Here is a 13,174-nt window from a genome sequence, read left to right on the forward strand (position 1 = left end):
ATCACAGCTTCGGCAGATACTTCTTCAGCTCGTACGGCGTGACCTGCTGACGATATTCCTCCCACTCCTGACGCTTGTTGCGCAGGAAATACTCGAAGGCATGCTCGCCGAGCACTCCGGCCACGAAATCGGACTTCTCCATGATCTTCAACGCCTCGTCAAGTGACTCCGGCAACGGCTGAATGCCCATGGCCTGACGTTCGGCATCGGTGAGCTCCCACACGTCGTCGCTGGTCGGCTCGCCCAACTGCATCTGCTTATCGACGCCGTCAAGGCCTGCGGCCAACAGCACGGAATACGCCAGATACGGATTGGCGACCGGATCGAGCGCACGGAACTCCATACGTGCGGAGTTGCCCTTGCCCGGCTTGTATTGCGGGATGCGAAGCAGAGCGGAACGGTTGTTGTGCCCCCAGCAGATGTAGCTCGGCGCCTCGGCGCCGCCCCACAGTCGCTTGTAGGAGTTGACGTATTGGTCGGTGACCGCGCAGATTTCCGCCGCATGGTACAGGATGCCGGCGGCGAACTGGCGGGCGGTCATGGACATGTTGAATTCCTGACCGGCCTCATAGAACGCGTTGGCGTCGCCTTCGAACAGGCTCAGGTGCGTGTGCATGCCGGAGCCCGGAGCGTCGGAGAACGGTTTCGGCATGAAGCTGGCGTGGATGCCGCGCTCCAGCGAAATCTCCTTGACCACGGTACGGAAGGTCATGATGTTGTCGGCCGTGGTGAGCGCATCCGCATACCGCAGATCGATCTCATTCTGACCGGGACCCGCCTCATGATGCGAGTATTCCACCGAAATGCCCATCTGCTCGAGCATGTTCACGGTGGCACGACGGAAGTCCATGCCTGGACTGCGCGGCACGTGATCGAAATATCCGCCTTCGTCGATCGGCGTCGGCGACTTGGACCAATCGTCCTGCTTCTCGAACAGGTAAAACTCGATTTCCGGATGCACGTAGAAGGTAAAGCCCCGCTCCTTGGCCTTGGCCAAGGCCTGCTTGAGGACATGACGCGGATCCCCCAGCGACGGCTCTCCATCAGGGGTGAGCACGTCACAGAACATGCGCGCGGTACCCTGTGGACCGCCGCGCCATGGAAGAATCTGGAAGGTGGACGGGTCAGGCTTGACGATCATATCGTCTTCGGACACGCGCGTCAGACCTTCCACCGCGGAACCGTCGAATCCGAGCCCCTCCTCGAATGCGGCCTCAAGTTCCGCAGGTGCGATGGCAACGGATTTCAATGTTCCCAGCACATCCGTGAACCACAGGCGAATGAAGCGCACGTCGCGTTCCTCGACGGTGCGCAGCGCAAACTCTTGCTGTTTATCCATAATGCATCATCGTTCCATGCGCATGTTACGAACATCGTTAACACGCGCCGTGCCGCTCCTACTCCTTGATGGCAAGCGTGGCGAGCTGCGCCACAAAAAGCCCTTCGTCACGCGTGACGATCTGCGCACGGCCCGGCACGGCCCTCACCGGCTTGACCCTGCCGATCAGCTGGCCTTCGTTCGGATCGCCCGACAACAGGATGCCGGGCATGCCAAGATCCTGGAACGACTGCAATACCGGATCATACATGGCACGGCTCGCGCCGCCGGTACGCCTGGTCACAATGACATGCAGCCCCAGATCGCCGGCCTGCGCCAGAAGCGGCACCAACGCACGCAACGGATTGCTTCGACTGGTCGCGACCAAATCATAGTCATCCACCAGCACATAGACTTCCGAGCCCGTCCACCACGAACGATTGCGCAATTGCTCGGCGGTCATGTCCGGCCCCGGAATGCGGGTCGACAGGAAATCCGCGAGCTCCGCAAGCTGTTCCGTGGCCATCGTGTCGTTGGTCAGGTATGCTCCCATATGCGAGTCCGGAATCTGGGCGAGGTTGGCGCGCCGATAATCCACCATGAAGATCTTCGCCTTGCCATCCGGGTATCCACGCACGATCTCGTTGATCACCAATCGCAGGAACGTGGACTTGCCGGAGCCGGAATCCCCGAACAGGTAGCAGTGCGGCTCCCTATGCAGATCCAACACCACCGGAGCGAGGGCGTTTTCATTGATGCCGATGACCATCCTGCCATGGGTGAGACTTCCGGAGACGTCCTGCCCCGCCACGGCGTCAGCGAGCGCGGCATACGGCAGATTCGTAGGCAGCAGACGCAGTTTCGGGCCCGGCCTACCCTTCCAGGCCGCATGCACCTTGGCGATCAGATCGGCGATGCCGTCGCCCACCGTAGCGGCGTCGTGCCCACCATCGATACGTGGCAACGCGGCAAGCATGTGCAGTTTCGCCATGCTCAGGCCACGGCCCGGAGTCCCCTTGGGCACGGTGGCGGCGATCTTGCGATCGATCTGGGAATCACCTGGATCCCCGAGGCGCAATTCAAGCTTGGTGCCGAGCAGATCGCCGATATTGGCCCGAATCTCCAACCACCGGTTGGCACTCAGCAACACATGCACGCCGAAGGTCAGACCGCGTGCGACAATCTGTTGCACCTTGGCTTCCAACTCTTCATAATCGTTACGGAACACTCCCCAGCCGTCGATGACCAGAAATACATCGCCATACCCGTCATCGACCTGTCCCGCGGCGCGACGCCGACGATAGGTGTCCATGCCGTCGATGCGCCGTTCCTTGAAGAAGCGTTCGCGGGAGTCGATGATGCCGGAGACTTCGGCAAGCGTACGGCGCACTTTCTCCTCTTCGTTGCCGGAAGCCACGCCACTGATGTGTTCCAGGGCTTCCATGGAAGCGAACGTACCGCCGCCGCAGTCGATGACGTAGAATTGCGTCTCCAGCGGGGAATGCGTCAATGCCAGCGATGCGACGATGGAGCGCAGCATCATGCTCTTGCCGCTGAGGGGTCCGCCCACCACGGCCACATGACCTCCCGCACCGGATAGGTCGAGCGCCATGATTTCGCGTTTCTGTTCGCGAGGCCGATCTTCAAGCGCGCATGGGGCGAGCAACGTGCCGCGGGCCCTCCAGCTCGGGCAGATCAAACCATATTGTTCGGTGACGGTCAGGTCGGGCATGAAGTCGTCGAGGGAATTCGGCGTGATCAGCGGCGGTAGCCACACCACGTGGGCCGGCGTGCCTTTGCCGCGCATCTGTTCGACGGCATATTGGAATGTGGTGGTCTCTCCCGGAAGATCCTTTGGTGCGCCGGAAACGTAGGATGCGCGGAATCGTGTGATGGTGCCGTCCGGGGACTTCAGGTAGCCGATGCCCGGTAGGCTCGGCAGTTCGTAGGCGTCCGGAATGCCCAGCACCGCCCGGGATTCGGAGGCAGAGAACGTTTTGAGACCGATGCGATAGGACAGATGCTCGTCCAGACCGCGTAGCTTGCCTTGTTCAAGACGCTGCGAGGCTATCAGCAGGTGTATGCCGAGTGAGCGGCCCACCGCGCCGATGCGTACAAAGGACTGTACGATGTCCGGCTTGGCTTTGAGCAGTTCGGAGAACTCATCCACCACCACCAGCAAGGATGGCAACGGCTTCAGATCGGTACGCCCGCCATTGACTCTGGCATCTTCGTATTCGGTGATGTTCGCCAGATTGCCGGCATCGCGCAGTAGCTCCTGACGGCGGTTGATCTCGCCGTCCAAGGCGTCTTCCATACGGTCGACCAGCGACGCCTCCCTGCCAAGATTGGTGATGATGGACGAGATGTGCGGCATGCCGTCCATTCCCGCAAAGGTCGCACCGCCTTTGAAATCGATGAGCACGAAATTGAGTTGATCGGGCGAATGGCTCAAGGCCAGGGAGAGTACCAGCGTTCGCAGCACCTCGGATTTGCCCGAACCGGTCGCACCGACCAGCACGCCATGCGGGCCCATGCCGCGCTGACCCATCTCCTTGATGTCGAGATACGCGGTGCTGGTGTCATCGAACAGGCCGATCGGTGCGCGGAGCCGTTCCTTGCCCGTCCGATATGCCCACAATGCGTTCAGATTGATGTTGCGGATGTCGCTGATGCCCAGCAGATCCGGCAGTTCGGAGGATTTCTTTCGTGCATTTGCGGATTGCGCGCCGTTGTCGGAGCGTTCCTGCGATGGCGCATCGCCGAGGCGACGCGCGACGGCGAGGGCCTCACCCACCGTCAGTCCGTCCGGTTCGATTCGTATCGGCTTGATGGTGGTTGAGAAAAGCTCCACCATGTCGGCACCGTGGCTTTCGAGCACGTTCAGGCCTTCTTCGATCACGGCCTGCGAAAAGAGGACTCGTAGCACATCGTCCTCTTCGAGTTCGCCCCATTGACTGGGCATGTCGATGACGGTGACGCCTCCGAGTCCATCCGAGGAGAACAGTCGGGTCTCCTTGGCGAGCGTGTCGCGATCGAAACCGTCGTTGATCACGATCACATGCGGGGATATCTCGTCATCACCGGTGTATCGATTGCGGTTGACCACATCATCCCCAACGAGGCCGTCGACCATGTGGGTGTTGGTGGTCACCATGAACCGGCTCAGGTCGGAAGGTGTCGAAGACGCGCCTTTCCACCCTTCATCGAACTCCTCGTTAAGCGTGTGGGAGTGCGGCAGCAGGCGGATCCAATCCCATCGGCCCGCATGTTCGACGGAAGTCAGCACGAGCACACGCAGATGTTCCGGCGAATGCCATACGGCCGCCTGGCAGACCAGCGTGCGGGCGAGCGCCTCCGTATGCTCGATGTCGCCCAGGAGCTCCACACGTTTGAAGGCACGCATATCTATGGTGTAGGGCATGTTGCGCAGGGATTGATGCGCCAGCATGAATCGATGCGCCGCCGAGGCCGAAACGGGATCAAGCTGCGCCAAGGGCGGCAGTTCGGGCGATTCGAGTTTGAGGCAGAGCGGCACCTCCTGGGTGCCGCAGCGCAGGACCATGAAGTCCTCGTCTGCGGGGATGCGTTCCCAGCGACGTTCCGGTTCTTCCGCGAGCGCCGTCAGGGATTGCGGCGATGGCGCGTTCCAGAGCGCCGCGTTACGCTGTTTGCGGCCTGCGGCGCGTACGGTTTTTCGCAGTCCGGTCAGATAGGTGAGGTATTCCCTGCGTGAAGCGGTCAGGTTGGCCATGCGTTGTGAACGCTGGCGAAAACCATTGACCACCACGAATCCCAATGACGAGACCATGAACATGCCGCCGGTGAGTATGCCGGTCAGTCCTGAATTGGTCATCAGCATCATGACCATGGCGCTGATGGCGCCCAGCAACGGCACAAGCGAAGTGAGCAGCGTGTTGACGCCATCGCTGGGCTCGAGTTCCGGCGGAGGTTGCAGCACGACCCTGCCTTTGGGCGTTTTCGGGCCTTCGAGTCTGCTGGCCTGCGTTTCTTCAGCGCTCACGAGCGTGTTTCCTCCTGCTTGTCGACATGATGATGCTGCATCCCATGTCACCTAGGAAAATGCGGTTTCTGGTGTGGATGGGGAATCGTTGCCGCGCCTTCAACCTGGTTTCCTCGCCGTTTTCGTTGACGACTTTCGTTCCGTTGGTACTGCCTAGATCGGTGATCCACAGATGATCCTCGGTGATTTCAAGTCGTGCATGGCTACGCGATACGGTGCCGGTGTGGTCCGGTACCGCGAGCACGGCGTCTTCCGGTTGCTGTGCTGCTGGCCTGCGGCCGAGAACCAGCGTGGAGGGGATGTCGAGCGATTGTTTGGAACCGTCTTCGAAGAAGATGATGATGTGTGGTGCCGGTGCGACGGGTACCGGCATGGCCGGTACCGCCGGCGCTGCCGGAGCCGGCTTGGGGTGAGGGGGCAAAGCGACCGTAGGCAACGAGGATGGTCTTCTTGCCACCGTCCGTGGTATGGATGGGTTCGACTCATCCGCCATGGCGATCCGTTGACGCGGTGCCCTTGCCTGTACGACGATGGGCTGGCGGATATCGACGCTTGCCAGCGAGGCAAGCCTGTTCGCCCATCCCTGGTTGAGATCGTTCCCGGAGAACAGCGGCGAACACATGACTATCGGGAGCCCTACGAATGCAGCCAGCAGTGAGGCGATCAACATGCAGTATTTGATGAGGATGCGTCCCATTCCGGCGGGAAGCACCCCGGCTGTGGCATCATGCATGCCTTCGACCCGGACCGTTCGCAGCCCGAGCATCATATTGCCCGGGGTTATGCCTCGGGAACCTTCACCCACTGCAAGCACCGCCACCGCTTCAAGCGCAATCATGGCCGTCACCGTGATGTCGTGGCTGATCAGGGCGGCGACACCCGCGCACGCCACCACGAATCCCAAATCAATGAAGGAGGCCTCACATTGTCTGGCCGCGTCGGCCGGGCGAAAACGAGTGATCGGTGTCGAGGCGGTCATCATAACCCCCTTATGAATTCCAAGGCGCCGACGGCGAAGAACGTCGCCGGCGGCGTGCACATCATGGAGGCGAAGCACAGTACGTCGCCGATGCGGGACAATGCGAGCGAATGGAATCCGCCATGCTGGGCGAGCATGCCGAATGCCATGGTCAATCCCAACGCGCCAACGGTCAGCATGCACGCCAACGGCAAGGCTTGCCCCCAATCCGGCAGCGCATGCGGCATATGCATGCACCAGATCAGCAGCACGGTGACACCGCCAAGGCGCATCAGGTATCGTTCGAAGGGACGACCGGACTGACGTGGCTTCAGGGTGAGGAACAGGAACAGCGCGGCACTGAGCGTCAGGAAGCCGATGCGATCATACGGCTGGTCGAACGCACAGGAATCGGCCACTATCGCATATGTCAGCAACATCAGCATCATGCATATCGTGAAACCGGTGGAATACCGTGCCAGAAACGTCTGCATGTCGTCATGTACATCGGCCCGTGTAAGTACGCGGGACTTTTCCGGAATACCGCCGCGTACCGTCCAACGACGAGTCATGTAGGTGCGCCATTCCACCAGATAGCGGTCCGGCACATGCATCACGATATTGGGCAGCATCTGCAGGCAGCAGACCGCCACGGTCAGCACGAAACCGGCCAGCAACCGCACATGCAGCGTATGGATCAGTGCGACGGCGCATATCAGCATCAAGGGCACCGACGACGCAAACGTAGCAACGATTGCCCCTCCGATGGTCGGATCGGCGACAAGGACCATCATCAGCGTCATGTTCACAGCCACGTAGCAGGATGCGAACAGCGCACCGGCCGTCATCGGCTGCGTGCATCGAATCATGAATGAGGCCGCCGCGCCACCGCATACGGCCAGCATCACCGAACACGCGAACGCGCCCAACGACATGGCACGGTCATGGTCACGGATGCCTTTCAGACATAGCCAGTCACACAACGCTACCGCCAGCGTCATTCCGGCGAACAGGACCATCGGCGTATCACGCGCCTGCTCCTGCACGGACGGAGACATCAAGGATGCCGTCAGTGCGACGACCGCGACGAAACCGAACAATGCGGCACTGGCGAGAGCCACACCATCCAGGCTCCGCTGCACTACCGGCCGCGCGCCGCCATGACCGCCCCGCCTGACGGATTCCGCGGATGGTGCGGATGCCGCACCACCATCATGCCTGGGCATTCAGTCGCGATTCCAGATCATGCAGACGCTTCATCTGTTCGTCCAGTTTGACGCGTCCCTGAGCGGCTTCGTTGTCCGGATCATCCACATCCTCAACATAATCGCGCATATAGCCCGCCAGCTTGCCGGCATACCCGCGCACCTCACGCGCCTCCGGGGACTTGTCGATGCCCGAAAGAATGTCGCTCTCACAGGTTTCGCCCATGTCGATGCGCTGCTGCAGCACCTGCCAAGCACGACCGTTGTCGCCTTTGCGACGCCGCTCCTCGATGTTCTTCCTGCGTTCGGCGATCAGTTCGTCGACGCGATGCCTCTCTCGGGCAAGCTCGGATTGCATCGCTTTGCGTCGAGCGGAAATCGCATCCAGACGTTGCATGAAAATTTCAATATCCACGTTTCCCATGGCGCTCCTTCTATATTGTGCAATTACATGGCATGAATATCGGCATTACACGAGCGGCCCTACCATGCGCCGCCGCCACCGCCGCCGCCAAAGCCGCCACCGCCGCCAGCGGTGGCGCTGCCGCCACTGGCACCGCCGCTTCCGGTACCGAACTGGTCCAATGCCGACTGGGATTCGCTCGTCAGATTCACCATGGTGGATGCAACCCCGACGAAATCGGCGATGGCTCCCAACAACGTGGCGATATATTCCGTCACTTTCACGGCAAAGTCAATCGCCACCCCGACATCGACCGCAGCTTGGGCGGTTCCGACGAGCGGTCCCACAACCGGTATGCTGAATTCGGCGGCATCCGCGGCCAGCAGTTCGATAAGCAGTTCGATTCCGTCCATGACCATGTCGAACGTTCCATCGACCTCATCCGCCAGGGCCTCCAGCGCCTGCGCCACTTCGAGGCACGGCTGCGGCCCCTTGCCGGCAGTCTCCGCAAGGCTATTGTTACGAATGACGAACAGATCGGCCGCCTTGCCGGACCAGGACGTCTCATCGACATTGGAGGAGACGTTGCGCACGGCACTTTGCAGCGCACTCAGCGATTCGGCCAACGCCCGCCATTGGTTGGCGGTGGCACGCAGATCATCCCAATCACCGAAGAACGGCTTCTTGATCCACTCATCGACGGGACTGTATCCGAAGATGGCTTTGCATAACGCGTCAACCGCCGTAATGGCAATGCGCGCCTTGGCGAAACCACCATGAATCTTCTCCGTCAGGCCCTTTTCGGCAGCCGATCCCGCCGCCGAAACCTGTTGAGACGATTCCAAAGCCTGCTTTGCGATCGCTCCGGCGGATTCGAAAAGTCCCTTATTGTCGTTTACCCTTTTCGCCCATGAGTATGTTGGCTCCGATGAGGAATCAGTCATGATACGACGCCTCCTTTCTATTTGATCTCACTGCGCTGAGGCAGCTCCACGATGTCGCGGTCCTGATACAGCGATTTCAATTCGTCGGCTGTTCTGCCTAGCGGATCCTTGGCCGCGATGGACCGCCACACCGATTCCTCCGTCTCCTTACGCATGGCCTCACGCGCCATCTCGGAGTCGCCGATGCGCACCGCGGCGTCATAGTCGCCATCATTGTCGAAATCGATGGCCGCATATTTGGAGTCGTCCTTGTCGAATATGCTGATGCGGGCGTCCGCACCCGCATCGGGAGTCATGGAAACATCATCCTTGCCATCGTGGTCGGCATCGATGCTGAAGGAGCCGGATTTCCCCGCGTTGGTCCCGGGAGGCATCGGCACGGATGCGGAGTCCCGTTTGGACAGTTTGATGGAACCGTCCTCCAATACCGTCGCATGGATGTCACCCCCCGTAAGGTTCAGGGAATAATCATCCTTGGCGTCACCATTGGTATCGATGCCGACGGTGTTGATGGTGTCCTTGGTCTTCTGGTCGGTCGGCTGCACGGCATCGGCCGCTCCCGCACCTTGCCGTGTACCGGAACCGGCCCCGTTCGCGGTGGCGATCGGAGCATATGAAGTCCGCGCATCGTCGGTTTCGCTCGTCGAGGTATCCGCTGACGACCCCTGTGCCGGTGTCGAAATGCTGTGCATTCCGGAGGCGCCGGAAGAATCGGCCGAGTCACCGCCACCAACGGTGCCGGTACCGCCTGCACCACCGCCAATGACGTCGCTGTCATGTTGCTTGTTCTCGAGTGCCGTAAGGCGTTCGCCGTGTTCATCAATCTGCTTTTGCAGGTTATCGATCCGGTCCTGGCACTTGCATTCGACCTGCTGACTGTCTTCCGATGCGCCTTGCAACGCCGTGGACAGCTTTTCCGCCATCTGCCCGATATTGCCCAGATACCCTTGCGTCGCAATCTTGCACGCAATATATGGAGGATATAACGCCATCATGAACAAACCAAAGCCGGGGTTGCCGGCTCCGGTCTTCACGAATGCGGATTTCGCCGTAGCAAACCCGTTGGAGGCTTCCTGGTATGCCTGCGCCGTTTTAGCCAGATCGTCAGGATTGTAAAGTATGCATTGTGATGCCATAAGCGGTTTCCCCTTCCTCTCTCTTCCAGTGGTTTCGGTCACTCGCCCGAGCGCTTGCGATGGCCTGCCATCGCTGCGAGCGGCTTGGGAATGAATTCGTCGTCGTCTTCAATCGTCGGTGCGATATACCCCAACGTGTTATGGCGCTTGTCACCTTTGCTCGAAGAGGCACCACGCCCGGCACCCATCATCGCCGGAGTCATGCCACGCGTGGAAGCCGCCTCCGCGGAAGATGCCGACCCGGTTCTCGGCAGACCCGCTGCCATGCCGGTGGCGCCCTTGATCGATGAGGATACGGCGGTTGCCCGCACCGGCTCGTTCGCATAATACGATCCCATGCCAGCAACGCTCAGCGAGGCCAACCCCGCACCGCCGGCGCCGCCGGCACCACCGCTGAGTACACCCATGGACGAACCCGAGCTCGCGAGACGCCCCGCAGCCAAGGTGCTGCCGACTCCCACGCCGGCGCTGGCCGCCATCGCCGTACGCCCCAGGCCACCATGCAGCGAGCCCGCACCGTTCAGACCGTCCATGCCGCCATCGACCGACATGTGGTCCTTGCGGTAGGCCCACCTGCCGGTCGCCGGATCGTACACCAGCCCGTCCGAGCGGGAACCGCTTCCGACTCCATCGAATCCCGGCACATTGGAACGGCCCGTCCCACCCGACATACCGGCGGCGGACAGGCCGGCATTCGAAGCCGTGGCGGAGGCATTGGCGGAATCCGAAACGGCGCCCTTTGCGGCCACGCCTGCGGCAGCGGTACCGCCGCCGACACCCGCACCTGCGGCACCGATGGTGGACAGGCCACCGCCCGATCCCTTGTTGTTCGACCCATTGGTAAGGGGGGAATCCCCGATTGCCTTGTCCTTGGAGCCATCGGTGGAGGGAGCCGGCCAGATCCCATTCACATCAACCGCGTGAAAAGAATCAACCCGAGGCACTCCGCCTCGGACCTTTCCTATCAGTCGCTTGTATTCTTTTTTCGCCTCCTCTTCTCGGTTGCTGGCAAGCATCCGGGAGATCAAATTCGCACCGGCGATCCCCATAACCCCCGTCACGGTGCCAAGTCCCGGCACGATCCAGTCCATCGGCTCGGTGGCGTTCATGATGGCCTGCTCGGATTCCTTGCTCAACTTGTCACCGGGAAGACGAACGTTCTGCGCCTCGCAAATGACATCGTTGAACGTTTCGATACGCTGCCGGATTCGCTTCGCCTGGGTGGTGAAATCGGCATCGCTGATATTTTGGACGATCCGGTCGGAACATGCCAATGCGGTGTCACGAGCGCTGCATTCGAACACGCCATCCTCCTGCAGTACGGTCCCAGCACGCCTCAATGCGTCGGAGGCCTTGTCCATCGCATCGCAGAACCGTGTGATCTCATCCGGGAACTCCCACTGGGTCGTCCGCGCAATCATCGACAGCAGTTCCTCATAGTTGCTTTTGCCCGTTGATTTTTCCTTAAAGGCCATATTCGTCCTTTCCTGAATGCGTTTTCCAGATGTTGTTCAATTACGATTGGCCTACCGTCGTGGCGGCAATGGCGGCTGTTGGGCCGGCGGGCCGGCGGACGGCGGATACCGCACCGGCGGGCCCCCGGACGGATACGCCGGCCCGCCACCCACTGCGGCGGCCGGCCCCTGCGGTGGCCGGCGCCGGCCACGGGCACGACGCCGCGCCACCACGGCCGCCACGATTCCGCCGACCACCACCAGCGCGGCCACGCCGGCCACCGGCACCACCCATCCCGGCAACGCCGACGAACCCGCATCCGCGTCCGCGTCCGCCTGCCTGTCCGCCTGGTCGGCGGTGGCGGTCGCCGACCAGCGCATGCAATCCGAACCGCCGTCCCTGCGACACTGCTCCACCTTCCGCCACGCCCGTGCCTGGCGCCGGTACTCCCGGCCGACCAGTGTGCACGCCGTCGTGCAGGTGACTTTCTCGCCGCTCGGGGAGAACGGGTCGCTCTCCGCGAACGTGGCGTCCGTCCAATCGGGATGCTCCGTGTACATGCCCTTGGTCTCCTCGTGCCGTTCGCTGGCTTTGACCGCCCACTCCAGCAGCGGGTTCACGTCCGGATAGCCCGTCGGGTCGACCGACAGCAGGCGCGGCAGGTCCACCGCGCCGAACCCCGTGCGATGCTCCTCGTCCAGCCGTGCCTCGCCCGAATCGTTACCCTTCGTATTGCGCACCAAGGACTGCAGGATCTGGTTGCCCGTCGCCTCAGGCCACTTCTGCACCGCCAACGTCAGATACCCCGTCAGGTCGGCCGCCGCGGTCGACGTGCCGCCATCGCCGAGGGAGAGCTCGCGCCGGTTGGTGAAGCCGTATACGAGCGTGTCGGCCCCGGGGCTCAGGATCGACACGTTGCCGTCCATGACATCCGATGTGGCCGACACCGTGCCGTCCCGCGCCAGGGAGTTGACGGTCACCGTCCCGGGAAAATAATTGTTGGAGGTCGGCTCGCCCACCAGGTCGTACAGGCCCGCTTCGGTGGAGTTGTCCCTTGCGCTCACCAAGATCACGCCATGGCGCAGCGCATGCAGGGCCGCCCGGTAATAGTCCCAGTCCGCCGCGTCCAGGAACGACATGTTGATGATGCGCGCGCCCGAATCCACCGCGTCGGTGACACTGGATACGAGCTGGTCGACACTGTTCCCGTCGGCATCCACGCAGGCATCGAAGTTCGAGAATCCGCCGAGCGAGCCGGTAATGGCGAAGTTATACGGGTAGGCGATCACCGACGCGTCCGGCGCGATGCCCTGGATGCCGGCGCCGCCGTCATAGCCCTTCCCGTTGCCCACGATCAGGGCGACCATGTGGGTGCCATGGGTCATGTTGAACCCGTCGGCAGTGCCCAGCGTCATGTCCCGCTTCGACATGACCCGGTTCTTGTCGTATACGTCGTGGCACGAGTCGCCATGCGAGAGCGCCAGCCTGTACGTCACGTCCGCGTCCGCCAGGGCCGGATAGTCCCGCACGACCTGGTCGTCGATCACCGCGACCTTCACGCCCTTGCCCGTCAGTCCGGCATCCCACGCGTCGCGCACGCCCATGTCCTCGATGCGCCAGTCGACCGTCCCGTCCGCCGCCGCCGTCCGCGCGCACAATCCCGCGCACAGGCCCGCGCACAGCAGGCAGGACGTCAACGCCGACACCATACCGGGCAACCGCCCCCGACGC

The 13,174-nt window shown here is 61.8% G+C and carries 9 protein-coding genes; all 9 read right to left on the reverse strand.

Annotation, left to right across the window (positions count from 1 at the left end):
* Window position 1 precedes the first annotated feature (1 nt).
* The 9 genes from glnA to BBDE_RS07570 are packed head-to-tail and all read right to left on the reverse strand — an operon-like array spanning window position 2 to window position 13,152.
* Window positions 2–1,339 (reverse strand): type I glutamate--ammonia ligase, encoded by a 1,338-nt coding sequence (gene glnA, locus BBDE_RS07530; protein WP_003839401.1) that lies wholly within the window; start codon window positions 1,337–1,339, stop codon window positions 2–4.
* Between the two features lie 58 nt (window positions 1,340–1,397).
* Window positions 1,398–5,342 (reverse strand): type VII secretion protein EccC, encoded by a 3,945-nt coding sequence (locus tag BBDE_RS07535; RefSeq protein WP_003839399.1) that lies wholly within the window; start codon window positions 5,340–5,342, stop codon window positions 1,398–1,400.
* Entirely contained in the window at window positions 5,332–6,321 is a 990-nt protein-coding gene (locus tag BBDE_RS07540; protein ID WP_228369689.1) for an FHA domain-containing protein, read from the reverse strand. The genes BBDE_RS07535 and BBDE_RS07540 overlap by 11 nt, the downstream gene beginning before the upstream one ends.
* The gene (locus BBDE_RS07545; protein WP_228369690.1) at window positions 6,321–7,526 is read right to left on the reverse strand and encodes a hypothetical protein; all 1,206 of its coding nucleotides are present in this window, start codon (window positions 7,524–7,526) and stop codon (window positions 6,321–6,323) included. Before BBDE_RS07545 ends, BBDE_RS07540 begins: the two co-directional genes overlap by 1 nt.
* Complete coding sequence (locus BBDE_RS07550) at window positions 7,513–7,929, reverse strand: hypothetical protein (protein ID WP_003839393.1); 417 nt, start codon at window positions 7,927–7,929, stop codon at window positions 7,513–7,515. Before BBDE_RS07550 ends, BBDE_RS07545 begins: the two co-directional genes overlap by 14 nt.
* A 59-nt stretch (window positions 7,930–7,988) precedes the next feature.
* Window positions 7,989–8,852, reverse strand: a complete 864-nt coding sequence (locus tag BBDE_RS07555) for a hypothetical protein (RefSeq protein WP_003839391.1) — start codon at window positions 8,850–8,852, stop codon at window positions 7,989–7,991.
* Window positions 8,853–8,869: 17 nt separating this feature from the next.
* Window positions 8,870–9,988, reverse strand: a complete 1,119-nt coding sequence (locus BBDE_RS07560; RefSeq protein ID WP_003839390.1) for a hypothetical protein — start codon at window positions 9,986–9,988, stop codon at window positions 8,870–8,872.
* 38 nt (window positions 9,989–10,026) lie between these two features.
* The gene (locus tag BBDE_RS07565) at window positions 10,027–11,463 is read right to left on the reverse strand and encodes a hypothetical protein (RefSeq protein ID WP_003839388.1); all 1,437 of its coding nucleotides are present in this window, start codon (window positions 11,461–11,463) and stop codon (window positions 10,027–10,029) included.
* Window positions 11,464–11,514: 51 nt separating this feature from the next.
* The gene (locus tag BBDE_RS07570; RefSeq protein ID WP_003839387.1) at window positions 11,515–13,152 is read right to left on the reverse strand and encodes a S8/S53 family peptidase; all 1,638 of its coding nucleotides are present in this window, start codon (window positions 13,150–13,152) and stop codon (window positions 11,515–11,517) included.
* Window positions 13,153–13,174 lie beyond the last annotated feature (22 nt).

This window comes from Bifidobacterium dentium JCM 1195 = DSM 20436, assembly GCF_001042595.1.
Classification (GTDB): domain Bacteria; phylum Actinomycetota; class Actinomycetes; order Actinomycetales; family Bifidobacteriaceae; genus Bifidobacterium; species Bifidobacterium dentium.

Bases quoted from the DNA above. Each gene is read 5' to 3' on its own strand.
- glnA (WP_003839401.1), bottom strand. From the start codon at position 1,339: ATGGATAAACAGCAAGAGTTTGCGCTGCGCACCGTCGAGGAACGCGAC.
- BBDE_RS07540 (WP_228369689.1), bottom strand. From the start codon at position 6,321: ATGACCGCCTCGACACCGATCACTCGTTTTCGCCCGGCCGACGCGGCC.
- BBDE_RS07545 (WP_228369690.1), bottom strand. From the start codon at position 7,526: ATGCCCAGGCATGATGGTGGTGCGGCATCCGCACCATCCGCGGAATCC.
- BBDE_RS07550 (WP_003839393.1), bottom strand. From the start codon at position 7,929: ATGGGAAACGTGGATATTGAAATTTTCATGCAACGTCTGGATGCGATT.
- BBDE_RS07555 (WP_003839391.1), bottom strand. From the start codon at position 8,852: ATGACTGATTCCTCATCGGAGCCAACATACTCATGGGCGAAAAGGGTA.
- BBDE_RS07560 (WP_003839390.1), bottom strand. From the start codon at position 9,988: ATGGCATCACAATGCATACTTTACAATCCTGACGATCTGGCTAAAACG.
- BBDE_RS07565 (WP_003839388.1), bottom strand. From the start codon at position 11,463: ATGGCCTTTAAGGAAAAATCAACGGGCAAAAGCAACTATGAGGAACTG.
- BBDE_RS07570 (WP_003839387.1), bottom strand. From the start codon at position 13,152: ATGGTGTCGGCGTTGACGTCCTGCCTGCTGTGCGCGGGCCTGTGCGCG.